Origin of the sequence: Thioalkalivibrio sulfidiphilus (genome assembly GCF_000377945.1) — a bacterium.
Lineage (GTDB): Bacteria > Pseudomonadota > Gammaproteobacteria > Ectothiorhodospirales > Ectothiorhodospiraceae > Thioalkalivibrio_A > Thioalkalivibrio_A sulfidiphilus_A.
In genome coordinates this window covers 93,650-109,164 of the sequence record NZ_KB898922.1, presented here as the reverse complement: position 1 = coordinate 109,164, position 15,515 = coordinate 93,650, and the positions used below count along the sequence as shown (strand labels likewise).

15 protein-coding genes are annotated in these 15,515 nt (G+C 61.3%); 3 read left to right on the top strand and 12 right to left on the bottom strand.

What is annotated here, in order from left to right; all coding sequences use genetic code 11:
* Window positions 1-210: 210 nt before the first annotated feature.
* The 3 genes from D580_RS15790 (at window position 211) to D580_RS0101395 (ending at window position 3,605) form a co-directional block, all read left to right on the top strand.
* Window positions 211-927: a 4'-phosphopantetheinyl transferase family protein gene (locus D580_RS15790; RefSeq protein WP_018952653.1), complete on the top strand. Its 717-nt coding sequence runs from the start codon at window positions 211-213 to the stop codon at window positions 925-927.
* A 194-nt stretch (window positions 928-1,121) separates the two neighbouring features.
* Window positions 1,122-2,168, top strand: a complete 1,047-nt coding sequence (locus D580_RS0101400; RefSeq protein ID WP_018952652.1) for a GNAT family N-acetyltransferase — start codon at window positions 1,122-1,124, stop codon at window positions 2,166-2,168.
* Window positions 2,169-2,624: 456 nt separating this feature from the next.
* Entirely contained in the window at window positions 2,625-3,605 is a 981-nt protein-coding gene (locus tag D580_RS0101395; RefSeq protein WP_018952651.1) for a VanZ family protein, read from the top strand.
* Between the two features lie 179 nt (window positions 3,606-3,784).
* Here the strand turns inward: D580_RS0101395 and D580_RS0101390 are convergent, their stop codons facing one another.
* The 12 genes from D580_RS0101390 to D580_RS0101325 form a co-directional block, all read right to left on the bottom strand.
* Window positions 3,785-4,012 carry a helix-turn-helix domain-containing protein gene (locus D580_RS0101390; protein WP_018952650.1) on the bottom strand — a complete coding sequence of 76 codons (228 nt, stop codon included), beginning with the start codon at window positions 4,010-4,012 and terminating at the stop codon, window positions 3,785-3,787.
* A 73-nt stretch (window positions 4,013-4,085) separates the two neighbouring features.
* Window positions 4,086-4,472 (bottom strand): type II toxin-antitoxin system RelE/ParE family toxin, encoded by a 387-nt coding sequence (locus D580_RS0101385; RefSeq protein ID WP_026289594.1) that lies wholly within the window; start codon window positions 4,470-4,472, stop codon window positions 4,086-4,088.
* A gap of 228 nt (window positions 4,473-4,700) precedes the next feature.
* On the bottom strand, window positions 4,701-5,789 hold the full coding sequence (locus tag D580_RS0101380) for a FemAB family XrtA/PEP-CTERM system-associated protein (protein WP_081617209.1): 1,089 nt from the start codon (window positions 5,787-5,789) through the stop codon (window positions 4,701-4,703).
* A gap of 277 nt (window positions 5,790-6,066) precedes the next feature.
* Window positions 6,067-6,291 (bottom strand): AbrB/MazE/SpoVT family DNA-binding domain-containing protein, encoded by a 225-nt coding sequence (locus D580_RS0101370; RefSeq protein WP_018952646.1) that lies wholly within the window; start codon window positions 6,289-6,291, stop codon window positions 6,067-6,069.
* A gap of 22 nt (window positions 6,292-6,313) precedes the next feature.
* Window positions 6,314-7,282: an NAD(+) synthase gene (gene nadE, locus D580_RS0101365; protein WP_026289593.1), complete on the bottom strand. Its 969-nt coding sequence runs from the start codon at window positions 7,280-7,282 to the stop codon at window positions 6,314-6,316.
* 123 nt (window positions 7,283-7,405) lie between these two features.
* Complete coding sequence (gene prmC, locus D580_RS0101360; RefSeq protein WP_018952644.1) at window positions 7,406-8,296, bottom strand: peptide chain release factor N(5)-glutamine methyltransferase; 891 nt, start codon at window positions 8,294-8,296, stop codon at window positions 7,406-7,408.
* 352 nt (window positions 8,297-8,648) lie between these two features.
* Window positions 8,649-10,217, bottom strand: coding sequence for a class I adenylate-forming enzyme family protein (locus D580_RS0101350; RefSeq protein WP_018952642.1), 1,569 nt, complete (start codon window positions 10,215-10,217; stop codon window positions 8,649-8,651).
* Window positions 10,218-10,245: 28 nt separating this feature from the next.
* Window positions 10,246-10,497, bottom strand: a complete 252-nt coding sequence (locus D580_RS0101345) for an acyl carrier protein (protein ID WP_018952641.1) — start codon at window positions 10,495-10,497, stop codon at window positions 10,246-10,248.
* A 146-nt stretch (window positions 10,498-10,643) separates the two neighbouring features.
* Window positions 10,644-11,033 (bottom strand): GxxExxY protein, encoded by a 390-nt coding sequence (locus D580_RS0101340; protein ID WP_018952640.1) that lies wholly within the window; start codon window positions 11,031-11,033, stop codon window positions 10,644-10,646.
* Between the two features lie 92 nt (window positions 11,034-11,125).
* Window positions 11,126-13,093: an asparagine synthase (glutamine-hydrolyzing) gene (gene asnB / locus D580_RS0101335; protein WP_018952639.1), complete on the bottom strand. Its 1,968-nt coding sequence runs from the start codon at window positions 13,091-13,093 to the stop codon at window positions 11,126-11,128.
* Between the two features lie 9 nt (window positions 13,094-13,102).
* The gene (locus tag D580_RS0101330) at window positions 13,103-14,017 is read right to left on the bottom strand and encodes an XrtA system polysaccharide deacetylase (protein ID WP_018952638.1); all 915 of its coding nucleotides are present in this window, start codon (window positions 14,015-14,017) and stop codon (window positions 13,103-13,105) included.
* A 29-nt stretch (window positions 14,018-14,046) separates the two neighbouring features.
* Window positions 14,047-15,459 (bottom strand): TIGR03016 family PEP-CTERM system-associated outer membrane protein, encoded by a 1,413-nt coding sequence (locus D580_RS0101325; RefSeq protein ID WP_081617208.1) that lies wholly within the window; start codon window positions 15,457-15,459, stop codon window positions 14,047-14,049.
* Window positions 15,460-15,515: the final 56 nt, after the last annotated feature.

The window sequence follows — 15,515 nt, the reverse complement described above, 5'->3', positions numbered from 1 at the left end:
TTTTTCAGAAGTTCAGTAGGATGGGCAAAGCATCGCGTGCCCATGCTGCGGGCGGGGTTTGATGGGTGCGCTGCGCTTCACCCATCCTACGGGCTTCGCGCCTTCGCGAGAGTAATGGTTTTGCGGGTTTGAATTCCCCCGCGCCTCTGCGCCTCTGCGCCTCTGCGAGAGAACAGGGTTTATGTTTTGGTTTTCAATACGACAGACACCATGACAACCCTGACGGCTGGCGTCATCGATATCCTGCACTTCCGGCTCGACATCCCCTGGACCGGAGAGCGGCCCATGGATGCGCTGCTGTCAGACCTTGAACGAGAGCGCATCGCCCGCCTGGGTCTGCCGCTGCTGCGCCGGCGCGCCGCGCTCTCCCGCGCCTGGCTCCGGACCGTGTTGGGGCAATTACGTGGCGAGGCGCCGGAACAGGTGCCCGTGGAGATCACCGTCCACGGCAAGCCTTTCTGTCGCGGCGGGCCGGCCTTCAACATTTCCCATTCGGAAGACCGCCTGGTCATTGCCCTGAGCACCGAGGGGGAGGTCGGTGTGGACATCGAGATGATCCGCCCCCTGGAGGACCTGGAAAGCCTCGCCGCTCTGGTATTCTCCCCGGCGGAACAACGTCAACTGTCCACCCTGCATCCGGCGGCACGGCTTGCCGCTTTCTACCGGGGCTGGACCCGCAAGGAGGCGCTGATCAAGGCGGTCGGTAAGGGACTGTCCATGCCGTTGGAAGGCTTCAGCGTGGATCTCGGTGAGACCGGAGATAACGCCCTGCTGAGTAGCGAAATCCCGGAGTTGCTCATAGAAGACTGGCAGGTGCTGCCCGTAGGCTGCGATGCGCAGGCGACCCTTGCGGTGGCTGCATCCGCAACGGTACAAGGCGTGAGGGTCATCCACGAGGCGCAGGCGAAGGCCACAGGAATGTGGTAGTTTCCGGTGTCATCAGGACACAGCTCGTTCGAGGGTCGGGCTTCAGCCCGACGGCAGTGGTTTCGGTCGAGCATCGTTTGTCGGGCTGAAGTCCGACCTACACCGCCCGGTTTTTTCTGGGACACATGGACGCGAGAACGGCCGAGAGACAATGATTCCACGCGACATAAACCTGCGCTCCCAATGACAGACTGATGTCCTACCAGGTCACCCGGGCAGACCCTACACAGTCCGCCGACAAGATCGCCGCCCTATGGACCGAGGTATTCGGCCCGTTCTCCCGCGAGCGCTATCGCTGGCTCTACCAGGACAACATCGCAGGTGAGTCTCTGCTGTGCTTGCTCCACGACGCTGCCGGTCATGAGGTCGGATCCACCGGGCTGTTCCCGAGACGACTCTGCAGCCGGACTCAGGCACTCTCGGGCGCCATCGCCGGTGACCTGATGGTCGATCGCAAGCATCGCTCCCTGGGCCCTGCCGTGCAGCTGCAGCGGGCAGCGCTTGATTGCGCCGCCGCCGCACAGGTGCAGCTCGTCTACGGTTTCCCGAACAACAAGTCTGCGCCAATCATGCAGCGGGTGGGCTACAAGCGCGTTGGCGCCATGGCGGAATGGGTGATGCCGCTGCGTACCGACTACTATTTGCGCAAGCGCATCCCCCAGGCCTGGTTGCGCCGTCCCGTCGCCCTGCTGCTGGACACCGGGCTGCGACTGCGCCCCGCCCTGCTTAAATCAGCGTTCGCCAGACACAGGATCAGCGTCGTCACGGATCACTTCGACGAGACTTTCGATGACCTCTGGAGCCGCATCGCATCCGGTTACAGCCTGATTGGCGAGAAGAGCGCCGACTTCCTCGACTGGCGCTACCGGCGCTGCCCTTCCGACAGACGCCAGGCCTTCATGGTCAAGAGTGCCGATGCTGGCAGGCTGGATGGTTACGTGATCTTTTCCAACTGCGACAAGCGTGCGCACATCGCGGATTTTGCCCATGATGGCCAGCACCTCAGCCTGGACGAACTGCTGCTGCGCTTCACCCTCGCACAACACAAGGCAGGCATGGATGCGGTCTCGCTGGCCATGGCGGCGAGTGCTGACATCATCGGGACTGTCGAACGGATCGGTTTCAAACCCCGGGGCGAAATGAATCCGCTTATGCTGTTCACCCCTCCTGGAGCAGGCCTGGAGTTGCAGGATCTTCTGGCAGGCCCCTGGTACCTCGTTCCGGGTGACAATGACACCTGAAGTCCTGTTTTCTCCCAGAGGCGCGAATAAGATTGAACCCCAAACCTTGATCTCTCGCGAAGGTGCAAAGACGCGAAGAAAGATCTTAACGATTGAATAAACCCGACAGTTGCATAAATTCGGCACGGTTTTACAAGAAAACGGCTTATATACGGTACGAACCGCCTGTTGCACGGCTGTTTCTGGATCTAACCCAATGTGAGCTCCAACCCAACGTAGGCCCGATAAAGCGAAGCGGTATCGGGCGATAGGGCGCCGGACATCGCTGCGCTTTGTCCGGCCTACGATTCTGTTGCATTACGTGAATACTTGAAGCAAGTAGCCGAAAACCTGGTTGCGTCAAATTTATGCAATGATTGGGTAAAGAGATCTTCTTCGCGTCTTTGCGCCTTCGCGAGAGACCAGGATTTTGACTTTCTTCGTGGCTCCGTGCCCCCGCGAGAGGAGCAGATCATTTTGACAAGCGCGACCAACAGGCTGCACCCGATCGGTCTGGCTGTTGCGGCCGCCCTGCTCCTGGGCGTGTGGCATTTCGCACGCCTGCCGGGCGATGGTCCACTGATCGGCCCCCTGCACAGCGCGGCACACTTTCCCCTGTTCGGCCTGTTGGCAGTCATCGTGTTTATCGCCCTGAGGCGGTTTGCCACTCCGGGCCGGCAAAATGCCTGGGGGGTCTATGGGGGAACGCTGCTGGTGATGCTGGTGATCTCGGGCGTCACCGAGTGGTCGCAGCAATTCACGGCACGCAACGCCTCCCTGTGGGACGTGGCCGTGAACATGGCCGGCACCGTGGCCGCCCTGGCGCTCATCGCACTCTACGACAGACAGGTCGCGGAGTTCACCCAGACGCGCCTTCGCACGCTGTCCCTGGCATTGTTACCCGTGATACTCGCGGCGCTGGTGCTCCTGCCCGTGGCGGGGATCTCGGCTGCATTGATGAAGCGTGACGCTGACTTCCCCTGTCTCGTATGCCCCAAAAACCGTGTCGATCTGTGGATGATCGATCGCAACGGCGCCTCGGTGCGGTTGGCCGCCGGTCCGGACAGGGAGACATATCTGGAGATTCTGATGGAAACGAGCGCCTTTCCCGGGGTCTCCTGGGAATGGCCGGTGAAGGACTGGCGCGGCTTCGACGCCCTGGAGCTGGAACTGGGCAATCCAGGTCCCCTGCCCCTGGATCTCACCCTGCGCATCGATGACCTGCACCACAATTTCCGTTTCACCGACCGATTCAATCAGCGCATCACCCTGGAGGCCGGCTCACGCAGCCGCGAATGCATCCCGCTGACAGACCTGGAAAACGCGCCCGAGGGCCGGCAGATGGACCTATCCGGCATTGCACGCCTGATGCTGTTCGGCAGCGAAGCGAGCCATGGCAGCCGCTTCCGAATCTATGGTATCCGGCTGATACGACATCAGGAGATGGGATCATGTTGAAGAGCGATATTCTCTCGCGGAGGCCCTGAGACGCGGGGGAAGACAAACATTAAAAGCGATTACTCTCGCAAAGCCGCGAAGGCGCGAAGAAAGTCTTTGGAAATATCATGAACTACTTGGCGTCTTTGCGCCTTCGCGAGAAATATGCTTTTTGCCTTTAACCCGCGTTTCCGCACAGCTTACAAGACGGCATCAAGCCCCTTCCGTTCGATGAGATTCAGCAGCTTGAGTGACGGGCCGCTCGGCTTCTTGTCACCGATCTCCCATTTCTGCACAGTGGACACACTGGTGTTCAGAACTGCTGCAAAGACTGCCTGGCTCAGGTGTGCCTGCTCTCGGAGTGATTTGATCTTCTGCGGTGCCATCTCGTGGACATCGAGATGGCACAAGGCTTCGATTTCACCCATGCGTCGTTTGCTTATGAGACCGGCTCCATGGAGCCCGCGTGCGGTCTCATGCATCTCGCTCAAAATCCTACTCTTACGCCTCGCCGTTGTCATATAGAACCTCTGTAATCTCGCCAGCATCCAACGCACTCTGAAGCTGCCGCTCATCGAAACCCAGCAGATCTCTCGCCACCTCCTGAAGCGCTCTCAACTCGTCCTTGTCGATGGTCGATCGCTCGTTCTTGCGGAAGCCGAAGATAAAGAACCAGTGATCCGACATCCTGGTCGCCACGATCGTTCGAGCACCGCCGCGCTTGCCCTGCCCAGGCAAGGCGACGCGCTTCTTCACGACGCAGCCTCCCAGATCTGCGTCGATGAGCCCCTGCGCCATCTCAGTAACGGCTTGATACAAGGCATCATCCGTCAGTCCGGTCTTGCTCATCCATCGGCTGAAGCTTCGTGTCCTGAAAATCCTTTTCATCGACCTTTTTATATCACTTAGTGATATGATTTTGCAACGTCCATCAAGGGGGGATGGGGTAGTTCTGAGGCGTCCCGACCCTTGCGATTAGTCTCGCAAAACAGCAAAGGCGCGAAGAAAGTCTTTTGAAAGTTCATGCAGTTCTTCGCGTCTTTGCGCCTTCGCGAGGCATCATGCCTTTGACTTCATCAGCGCCCCAGCGCCTCTGCGAGAGAACTGCCTTTTCCGTCAAGGGAGGTTTTTAACAATGGGCGGACCCAACAGGTTGGCAACCGCCACGGGCAGGCGCTGCCAGACCCGGATAGCAAGACGGAACTTGGGATTGTTGGGGTTGAGTTCCGGCAGCGCGCCGCCGCCGGCAAGCCAGTAGTGCCAGTACAGCTGGCGGGGCTCGGCGCCCCATTGGCGCTTGAAGCGGTAGGTGCCGGAGTCCACGCTGGAACGACCGAAGTCGAACACCCGGCAACCCCGCTCGATGCTGAAGCGCAGCGCCTCCCAGTACATGAGCATGTTGACGCCGATGCCGTTGAACTCCCGCAGGGAAGAGGCCCAGGGGATCTCCATGCGCTCTCCTTCCTGGAGCAGGAAACCCGCTGCTGCGGGCTGTCCGGCCACCTTGATCAGGATGATGCGTGTCCGGTCGCCCAAGCGTTCCAGGATTTCGCGGAAGAAACGTTTTCCGTAGACCGGTGTGCCCAGGTCGCGCATGTTGATGGCAAAGACCCGATAGAAATCCGCCAGCAGTTCAAGCCCGCCCCGCTCCACGCTGATCTCCCGGCCGTCCTTGTGTGGCCGGCGCACCTGGGCACGGATCTTGGGACCCACCTGCTTCCACAGGGCCTCCTCGTCATCGGGCAGGGCCAGTTCCATGACCACCTTGTCGGTGCGTGCCGGCCAACGTGCGTCGTACGACACCACGTCTCTGAACTCCACATGGCTCACGCCCAGTTCGGTGCCCAGGCTAGCGGCCCGATCCATCAGGGCCTCAGCAACCGATGACTCGGTCGCGAGAGCTCCGCCATAGTTGAAATAGGGCATGGAGACCATGAAATCCCCGAACAGACGGCTGCGCAGGCGCACCAACGGCAGCACGCCACAGACTGTGCCCTCGGAGTTCAGCGCAGAGAGATAGTAGGTGGGGTGCCCGAAGACCCTCTCGATGAGATCCCGGAACTCGCTGCGATGATAGGGTGCTGCATTCGGGAGGGCGTCCAGGAAGGCATCCCAGGCCTTAGCATTGAATGGCTGACCAGGACCATGGACATCGATGTGCAGCTCTTGCGTTGCGCCAGCCTTATTTGTCTTGTTTGAATTCATCCGTACTTACGACAGCTTCACCATGGATCGACGCCTCGGACAATATTGAGGAGGCCCTTAACCCGTCACTCTTGTTATTCGTAGGCCGGACATAGCGTAGCGGTGTCCGGCATAGCCTGCCCGATACCGCTTGCGCTCTATCGGGCCTACGGAGCTTGCACGATTGTCTCGTTATTCAAGGTCCGGGTTAATAATGTCAGCGCCAGATAATTCAGATCATTGGAGAATATCAGGGCTAAGATGACGCAATTGCTGTCGAGCACCACACGAGGTGGTGTCAGGCATTTTTTCTTGCCCATGCGATGGCTTCCTTGACATCGTTGTCCGTGAGCCCCAGCTCAGCCAGCTTGGCACGTACTTCATCAGCGCGCTGCAGCCGGACGGGTGTCAGTACGATCCTTCCATCCTCCAGACTCACATCGTAATAATCCGCATCCCCTGCCGCCCGGACGATGGCCTTGGGGAGGGTCACCTGGCTTTTACTGGTGCGCTTCGCCAACATGGATCTGTTTCCGAAAAAGGAATTACGACTCCATCAGCACAGGCGCCAGGGACAGATACCGCGTGGTACGCCGCTTGGTCTCGATGTCCTTGTAGATCCATTCCGCCTGCCTGGTCTCGCAGCCCAGGGCTGCAGCCAATTCATCGGCGGGAACCTGATGGTTCAGGGACCAGAGCGCCAGGTCCATCTTGTCGTAGGGCAGTGCGAAATAAAACTCGTCCTGGCCCTGAGGCAGGCTGTAGGTGTCGGTGGTGGGCTTGGCGCTGCAGATCTCATCGGGCAGACCGAAATGACGGGCGAGCTGGTAGACCTGTGTCTTGTAGAGATGGGCGATGGGTTTGACATCCGCCGAGCCGTCGCCGTTCTTGACGAAAAAGCCCTGGTCATATTCCAGGCGGTTGGGGGTGCCGACCACGGCATAGTTGAGCCGGTCGGCGTGGAAGTACTCCAGGGTTTTGCGGATGCGCTGCTTGAAGTTGGTAGCGGCAACGATCTGCAGGTAGCTCTTGAGATCCAGGCGCTCCTCCGCCAGCTCTCCATCGGGTTTCTGCACCACCAGGGCGAAGCGATTGATCTGCCCCTGCTGACCGCCTTGGATGACCAGCTTGTTCTTCCAGGTGCCGTCGTAGTCCGGGAACACGCTGCGGATGGCCTCATCCCGCCAGCGGTAGCAGCCGATGGCCTCAAGGGTCGGAGCAATATCCTCCACGGCGTACTCGATACCCAGTTGCTCGGCCACCATGCGCCCCAGGCGCACGCTGTTGGAGGATGAATCCCGCTCCGGTAGCAGCAGTCCGAAGACCTTGCCCGGCCCCAGCGCTTTGACGCACAGGGCCGCGCAGACGGCACTGTCAACGCCGCCGGAGATGGCGATGATCAGACCGCGCCGATTGAGATCCTTGCGCAGGGTCTCCCGCAGGGCCGCGCTGATGCGATGCACCTCGGCTTCGGCGTCGATCTTCAGGACATCCGGGCTTAGCTTCTGGGACATGTTGTTCTCCATGAACAGAACTTAAGTACGTTTCCTCTCACGGGGGCACGGTGCCACGGGGAAAGCTTGTGAACAAATTCAGCCCTCCTCCGTGCCTCTGTGACTCCGTGAGAGAACTATTCTTTATCGTCTCCGCCGCGCCGCCAGGGCGCGGACGTCGCCGTGATCATCGACGAAGACCTCTACCTGGTCGAAGGCGTCATTGCGCTCCAGGCGCTGTTTCATGGGCTCGCCCTGGCCTAGACCCACCTCGAACAACAGCCAGCCTCCGGGACGCAGCAAGCGCGGTGCGTCCTGGATCAGGCGCTGGATGATCTTGATGCCGAAGGGTCCGCCATCAAAGGCCATGTGGGGTTCGTGACCGGAGATCTCCTCGGGCATCTGCTCCACCTTGGCGCTGGAGATATAAGGCGGGTTGCAGGTGAGCAGGTCCACCCGGCCCAGGAATTCCTCGTTATCGAATGGAACGACAAGATCGCCGGCATAAAAACTCACGTCCGGGCGTCCGACGAACTCTGTATTCTCCCGGGCCAGGGCGACGGCCTCCTCGGACAGGTCACTGCCCCAGACCCGGGCCTGGGGCGCAGCAACGGCCATGGCCAGGGCCAGATTGCCGCAGCCGGTGCAGAGATCCACCACCCATGGCGCCTCGACATCCAATCCCTGCAGCTTGCCGATAGCGGCACGACCCAGGATCTCGGTCTCGCGCCGGGGCACCAGGGCCGCCTCGGAGGACTTGAGCACCAGGCCCATGAAGTCCTGCCGACCGGTCAGATGCGAAAGAGGCGTACCCGCAAGGCGCTTGTCGACGAGGGCGTTCAACGTGGCCTGTGCTTCCAGATCGAGATCGTCGATCACCGCATCCCGGACCTGGCTGATCGCCAGGGGCTGCCCTGCCGCAAGCGCCCAGAGACAGTCCAGGGTGTTCCGTGGCGTTTCGTCCGGCTTGTCGGGCAGGACCTGGAGGTCCTGTTTCAGTCGCGCCAGCAACTGCAGATAGAGAGGATGCTTCATGATGGCACTCCCCCGCGCACAAAAGCGCGCTTGCACACTCATTCCCCCCGGAAGCGCCGAGCCGCAGAGAAGGAGATTAAAAGCATCCTCTCACGGAGACACGGGGGCACGGAGTAGTTCAAGGCAGTGAACTCTCGATTGAATCGCGAATCGGTCGCCTCAAACACATCGAGGTGATTCATGCCGAGGCTTTCTTTCTTGCACCATCGCGCCTTGGTCAAGGTCATCTTGTTCGTCATTCTCCGTGCCCCCGTATCTCCGTGAGAGGAAATGTTTTTTTCCTTGGTGTCTTTGCGTCTTCGCGAGAAATCATGTTTTTCATGTGTTACGCGGCCCCTTTCCCCCGAGACGATCAAGTGGCCACGAGATCTTTCTTGTTGATCTTGCCGTTGGCCGACTTGGGCAGGCTGTCCACCAGCAGGATGTCCCTGGGCACCATGAAGTTCTCCAGCCTTGAGGTGAGTTCCTTTCTGAGACGACGCTCGTCCAGTTCACTGCCTGCGGCCAGTACCACGTAGGCCCGCACCGCCTGGCCCAGGAGATCATCGCTGACGCCGATGACGGCCGCCTCCTCCACGCCGGGGATGGCATAGAGGGCGTTTTCCACCTCCACCGGGCTGACCTTCTCGCCTCGGGTCTTGATGATGTCGTCGCTGCGGCCCTCGAAGTACAGACAGCCGTCCTCGTCCATGTGAAACCAGTCTCCGGTGCGCAGCACCTTCTCCCCGGGATAGGGGCCGTCCTTGAGCATCTCGGCGCTTTTCTCCGGCAGGTTCCAGTAACCGCGCATCAGGTGCGGACCGCGCACATGGAGGATGCCCGGCTCCCCGGGACCCACCGGCTCGCCCTCGGGACTCAGCAGATAGACCTCGGTACCGGGGATGGCCTTGCCCACGGAGCGGGGCTTCACCTCGGCCAGTTCCGGCTCCAGGTAACTCACCCGCTTGCACTCGGTGAGTCCGTACATCTTGAAGATCAGGGCGTTGGGGAAGACCTCCTTCAGGCGCGGTACGTAATCCGCCGGCAGCGCGGCAGCTGTGTTGGTGATGCGTTTAACCGAAGGGAAAGACAACGGCTTGCGGCCATGGGCGGCGAGGATCATGGAGTAGATGGTGGGCACACCCGGGAAGGCGGTCACGCCATGCTGTTCCATACGCTTGAAAACCTCGGCCGGGTAGGTGAAGGAGCGCTCCAACACCAGGGTGGCCCCCATCTGCACGGCCATGAGCATCTGGTAGAGGCCGTAGTCGAAGGCCATGGGCAGGACGTTGATGATCACCTCCCGCTCATCCATGCGCAGGTATTCGATCAGGCTCTGGGCGGCGAACAGCATGGACTGGTGGGTGTGCATCACCCCCTTGGGGTTGCCCGTGCTGCCGGAGGTGTAGATGAGAGAGGCCAGGTCCAGGGCGATGGTGCCTGGATCGATGGGCCCGGCCGGGGTGCCTTCGACCACGGTCTCGAACACCTCGGCTGCGGGGGAAAGCCCTTCGCACTGTTCAGCCACCTTGTCGCCGCCAGAGACGATCAGGTGAGTGAGACTCGGCACATCCGGCAGCACTTCCCGGAACACGAAAGCCAGGTGAGCATCGGTTATGAGGTGACGAACCGTGCAGTCGTTGAGCACGTAGGCGAGCTTGTCCTGCTTGGTCTGTGGATTGACCACCAGGAAGGTCGCACCCGCCCGGAGCACGGCATAGATGCTGACCACGCAGGGCCAGGTGTTGTCCATGTAGATGGCCACCCGGTCACCGCGCCCAAGCCCGCGCTGCTGCAGGGCCGCGGCGAGACGGGCGCTCTGGTCTTCCAGTTGCGTGTAGGTATAGGACTCCCCGCCGACGACAACCGCCACCTTGTCCGGGTGGTTCCGGGCATGGATCGGCAGTATCTCGTGGAGCAGGCGTTGGGGCTTGATCGGCATATTCCCTTCCCGTCCGGGCAGTGGTCCTTCAGGCCGCGGCCTTCTTGCGCTGCACGAAGGCCACCAGGTTGGCCACGGAGTCCAGGTTCTCGGGGACCATCTCGTCATCGTCCACTGTGACGCCGAATTCGTCTTCCAGGAACATGATGACTTCCAGGATGCCGGTGGAGTCGATGATGCCCCGCTCCAGCAGGGAGTCCCCGCTGGCGAGCTGGGACTCGTCGTCGGTGAAGAGGTAATTCTCGAGGATGTAGCCCTTTATCTTTGTTTCCAGTTCCATTTTTTACCCCAAGTCAGAAAATCAAAGACTGTTCTCTCGCGGAGGCGCAGAGACAAAAAGATCATCCTCTCACGGGGGCACGGAGCCACAGAGGAAATCTAATGCTCAGATGAACACCGCATTTATCATGTGTGTTGATTAACCCACTACTTACTGAGATACCCATTGATTACACGGGCAATGCCATTTCTCATGAGACTTTCGCCAAAGTTGAGAACATAACCCAACTTTCTGCCCGTCAATCTCAGATAGGTCAGAAGCTGCTTTCTGTGTGCATTATTGAGTCTCTCGACACTCTTCAACTCCAAAATCACCTTATCTTCCACAATCATGTCAGCCCGGAAGGCATCTTCAAATTTCAAGCCGCGATACTGAATTTCCACGGGCACTTGTCGTTCGACGATCAATCCTTTCTGACGGAGCTCATGCTCCATGACCACTTCGTAGACTGATTCCATCAACCCTGGACCCAGACTGCTGTGTACCCGCACCGCAATCTCAACCACAAGATCGCCGATTTCATTCTCAGTCACCATTGCACCTCCTTGTGCTTATGGGCTATCTGCTCAACTCCTGAATATCTTTCCCCGTGGCTCCGTGGCTCCGTGAGAGGAAAAGGTTTTTATCCTTACCCCAACCCGCGCAAAACCACTTTACCCTCATCACGGAAATTCTCATGGAAGCGCTCAACGAAATGGTAATGCCAGAGCTGGGTGGAGAGGATACCCACTAAGGCCATGTTGTCCTTGTAACCGATGGCCCTGCCCCGTTCGATCTTCTGGAACAGACGCTGCACCTTGGCGGCGTCGAAATAGCCGTAGCGGGACACCACCTCCGGGCTGAGCAACTCCCGCACGTACTCCGTCTTGCCGCCACTGAAGAAGGCCGGGATGTCGGGGGCCCGGTAGGGCTGCTTGTGGCGGGCGACGATGGCCTCGGGGAGATAGGGCCTCATGACCCGCTTAAGCAGGTATTTCTCGTTGAGTACCCGCATCTTGTGGCGGGGATGCAACTGGTTGGCGAATTCGATGACCCGGTGATCCAGGAACGGGAAACGGCCCTCCACGGAGTTGGCCATGAGCATGCGGTCGCCCTGGGAGCACAGCAGGTAGCCGGACATGAGAGTGTGCGCCTCCACGTACTGGCCCCGATTGAAGGGGTGCCAACGCTGAATGCCTTCCGGAAGGCCACCCGCCAGCCGCTCCACGGCGTCTCCCCGCAACTGGGCGCCCAGTTCTTCGGAGAAGAAGACCTTGCACTGGGCGGTGGACTGCCAGCGGGTCATGTGGCTGAAGAAGGGGGATTCGGGCTGATCCAGGCCGGTACCGAAGAAGCTCTTCAGATAAGTCAGCCCCTGAGCCTGGGTGAGGTTCAGGTAGGGATACAGGCGCTTGATGAGCAGGGGACGCCAGCTGGAATCGGCGTTGCGCGCCCAGAACTGGCGGATCTTGCCCTCCTTGAACAGGTCGTAGCCGCCCAGCACCTCGTCGGAACCCTCGCCGGTCAGCACCACCTTGTAGCCCTGCTCCCGGACCAGGCCGGAGAGCAGGGACATGGGGACCGGCGCGGTGCGCAGCACCGGGGCCTCGGTGCGCAATATCGTGTCGAAGAAGGCCTCGCCGACCCGGGCCGTGTCACAGCGGATGCTGCTGTGGTCGGCATTCACGTGGCGGATCATCTGCTGCTGGAAACCCGACTCGTCCAGGCCCTCATCCTCGAAGCCGATGGAGAAGGTGCGAAGTCGCGCGGTGCCCTGGCGGTGGATCATCGAGACCAGGGCCGAGGAATCGAGCCCCCCGGAAAGATAGGCGCCCACGGGTACGTCGGCGCGCAGGCGGATGCGCGTGGCATCGACGAGCAGTTCACCCAGTTCGGCGGCCAGTTCGTCCTCATTGCCCTGTCGATAACGGTCATCCACGGGGAAAGACCAGTCCCAGTAGGTGTCGCGGGTGATGTGCCCGTTCTGCACCACGATACGCTGCCCGGGCGAGACCTCCTCGATACCCTCGAACAGGGTGTGGGGCGTGAGCGGCGCCCAGAAGGTCATGAGTTCGTCCAGGGCTGTGGCGTTGAGTCGCGGCGCGCTATCCAGGGCCGGGAGGATGGCCTTGATCTCCGAGGCGAACAGCAGGCGTCCATTTTGCAGCGTATAGAACAGGGGCAGGATGCCGACCCGGTCGCGGACCAGCACCAGTCGCTTGCGGGGGATGTCCCACAGGGCAATGGCAAACTGGCCGTTCAGATGGTGGACGAAGTCGTCCCCGTATTCTTCGTAGAGGTGGACGATGACCTCGGTGTCCGACTGGGTGGCAAAGCGATGGCCGCGGGCGATGAGCTCGGCGCGCAGCTCCAGGTAGTTGAAGATCTCGCCGTTGAACACCACCCACACCGAGGCATCCTCGTTGTGCAGGGGCTGACGGCCACCCTCGAGATCGATGATGCTCAGGCGGGCATGGCCAAGACCCACATGGGCATCCCGGTAGAAACCATGGCCGTCCGGACCCCGGTGATACAGGCGATCCACCATGGCCTCCAGCTCACGCTGCTCGACGGCCGGTCCGCCGTTCAGGTTCAGGATGCCTGCAATGCCGCACATGATGAACGCTCAACCCCGGGCGGACGCAGCGCCCACGGGCGCCGAAGATTCGCCAGGCACCAGCTCCATGGACGCCAGCACGTCGCGCATGGGGGCGAAACGGAAATCTTCCAACAAGCGGCGCAACCTGGATTCACAACGGTGCAGGTTGTTGTAGTGCCGGAATCGCGACAGGGCCTTGGCCTTGATGCGCGGCTGTTCCGGGTCCACCTCCCAGGGGTGCAGGTAGAACACGAAGGGCTTGCCGGCGCCCTGATTGATGTTGCGAAAACCGGCCCGGCTCAGGGCATAAGGGTAGAGCCGGAAATAACCACCGCCGGCCATGGGCAGGGTCATGCCGGCCCAGCGCACGGTGGAGAGGGGAAACTCAACCAGGCGCCGGCCTTCATTGAGGGTCATCTCGTGGGGCCAGCGACCGGCGCCCGGGATACCGTAGCGATCATGTCGCACCGGGAAGATGCTGGAGTCGTACTCAAAACCCGCCTCGCCCAGGATATCCAGGGCCCACTGGGAGCGGCGGGTGATGGAATAGCTGGCTGCCCGATAGCCGCGCACGGGCACCTGGCCCGCCTGCTCCAGCAAGTCCTTGGAGCGCACTGTCTCCTCGCGGAATAGCTCGGGCGTCTGGTTGTAGACCAGCTGGTGGCTGTAGCCGTGGCAGGCCAACTCGTGCCCGCGCTCGACGATCTCGCGCACCAGTCCCGGCTCCCGCTCCGCCACCCAGCCCAGCACGAAGAAGGTGGACTTCACACCCTGCCCGTCGAACAGGTCCAGCAGGCGATGGGTGTTGGCCACCACCCGGGACGGCATGTCATGCCAGTCGGCACGGTCGATAGCATCGGCGAAGGCGGAGACGTGGAAGTAGTCCTCCACGTCGACGGTCATGGCATTGACCGGCCCGCTGGCCGTGGGATTGGCCGTCATGGCAAATGGCTCCTGTACAGATCGTTGGCTTAGAAGGTGGCGATGAGACGGGCGATGATGGCGTTTTCCGTGTACTCGCGCTCCGCCAGGTCCGAACTGCGGTCGCTGCGCGCCAGGATCAGGCTGCCGGCGGTGCGCCGCCCCAGCTGCTGGGTCACTCCGGCGGAGAGGCGGGTCAGCCGGTCTTCCGCGTCCGCGCCCAGGATGTCGGTTTCCTCGACCCCGGCGGCGAGTACGAAGCTGGTGCGGGGCCGAAACAGCCAGTCGATGCTGAAGTCGACGCCGCGCACCTCCTCCTCGCCCTCGCGGGTCTGGTAATCGCGCCGCTCGTTGTAGACCCGCATGGACGCGGTGGTACGCCGCCAGTCGAAGGCCAGATCCACCTGGGCCCGTTCGCGCAGGTAGACGTCGCTGGCGGCACGGCCCAGGTCCGGACCGGGCAGGATGGACTCCGGGGAACGGGGATCGATGCTCAGGCGGGTTTCGGCATAGGTGACAAAATCTTCATCATAGCTCGCCACCATGCGCCAGCGGGGCGCGCGCTGCACCCAACGCAGGCTGAAGGTGTTGCCGAACACCCGTTCACCGGCCAGGACTTCCACCTCGAAGCGCTCGCCCCGGGAGGAACGCAGGCCCACCGCCCAGAGAGAATCGTCGGGTGCATTGCTGCCGTCTGCGAGCAGGAAGTTGTTGCGCTCGTAACCGCCGATGAGGATCAGGCGCGTGCGCCCGGTGACCGGGATGCCCAGCTCACCGGCGCCCTGCTCCAGGGTGACGTTGTCCTCGTCCTCGAATTCCACGCGGGCCTGACGGTAGCGCAGCGCCCAGTACAGAGTGCCGGCCTCGGGAGTGCGCTCCAGCAGGGCGGCGAGCACATGCTGATCGCTGTCCGTCAGGGTGCTCTCGTCGTAGCGCACCACGCCCAGCACGTAGCGGACATCGGCCCGGAGGTTGTCCGCCACGCGGCCGGTCCAGTGGGGGCTGATGAAGGCGGTGTATTCGTCGGACAGGTTCTCGCCGCCACTGAGTGTTTCCCCGGGGATCACCACGGAGGGATCGATCACCTGCTGCCGCACGCCGACGCCGGCATCCAGAAAGAAGGTATCCTGTACCAGTTCCGCGTTGGTGCGGGCATCCAGGAAATGGTAGGTCTGATCCAGTTCGTCGCGATCACGGTAGAACAAGCTGCGGGCGCGATAACGGATGTCCGCGTCCACCCGGCGGCCGTCGAAGCGGGCATCCAGGGCCGGGGCCAGTTCCAGGATCAGGTCCGAGGTCTCGGCGCCCTTGGGCGCCAGGGTCACGTTGTCCGAATAGATGCTGCCCAGGGTCACGGAGGGGGTGAATTCCCACCCGGCATGAGCCTGGCCGGCAACGAGCGCGCAGGCAATGCCGAACGAGACCGCTCGACCTCTTAGATTGGTCCCAGGTACCCATCTCATTGTCGGTTTCATGGTCACGGCTGCCCTGGCGTTGATGTTTTGCGTATGTCGCGGTT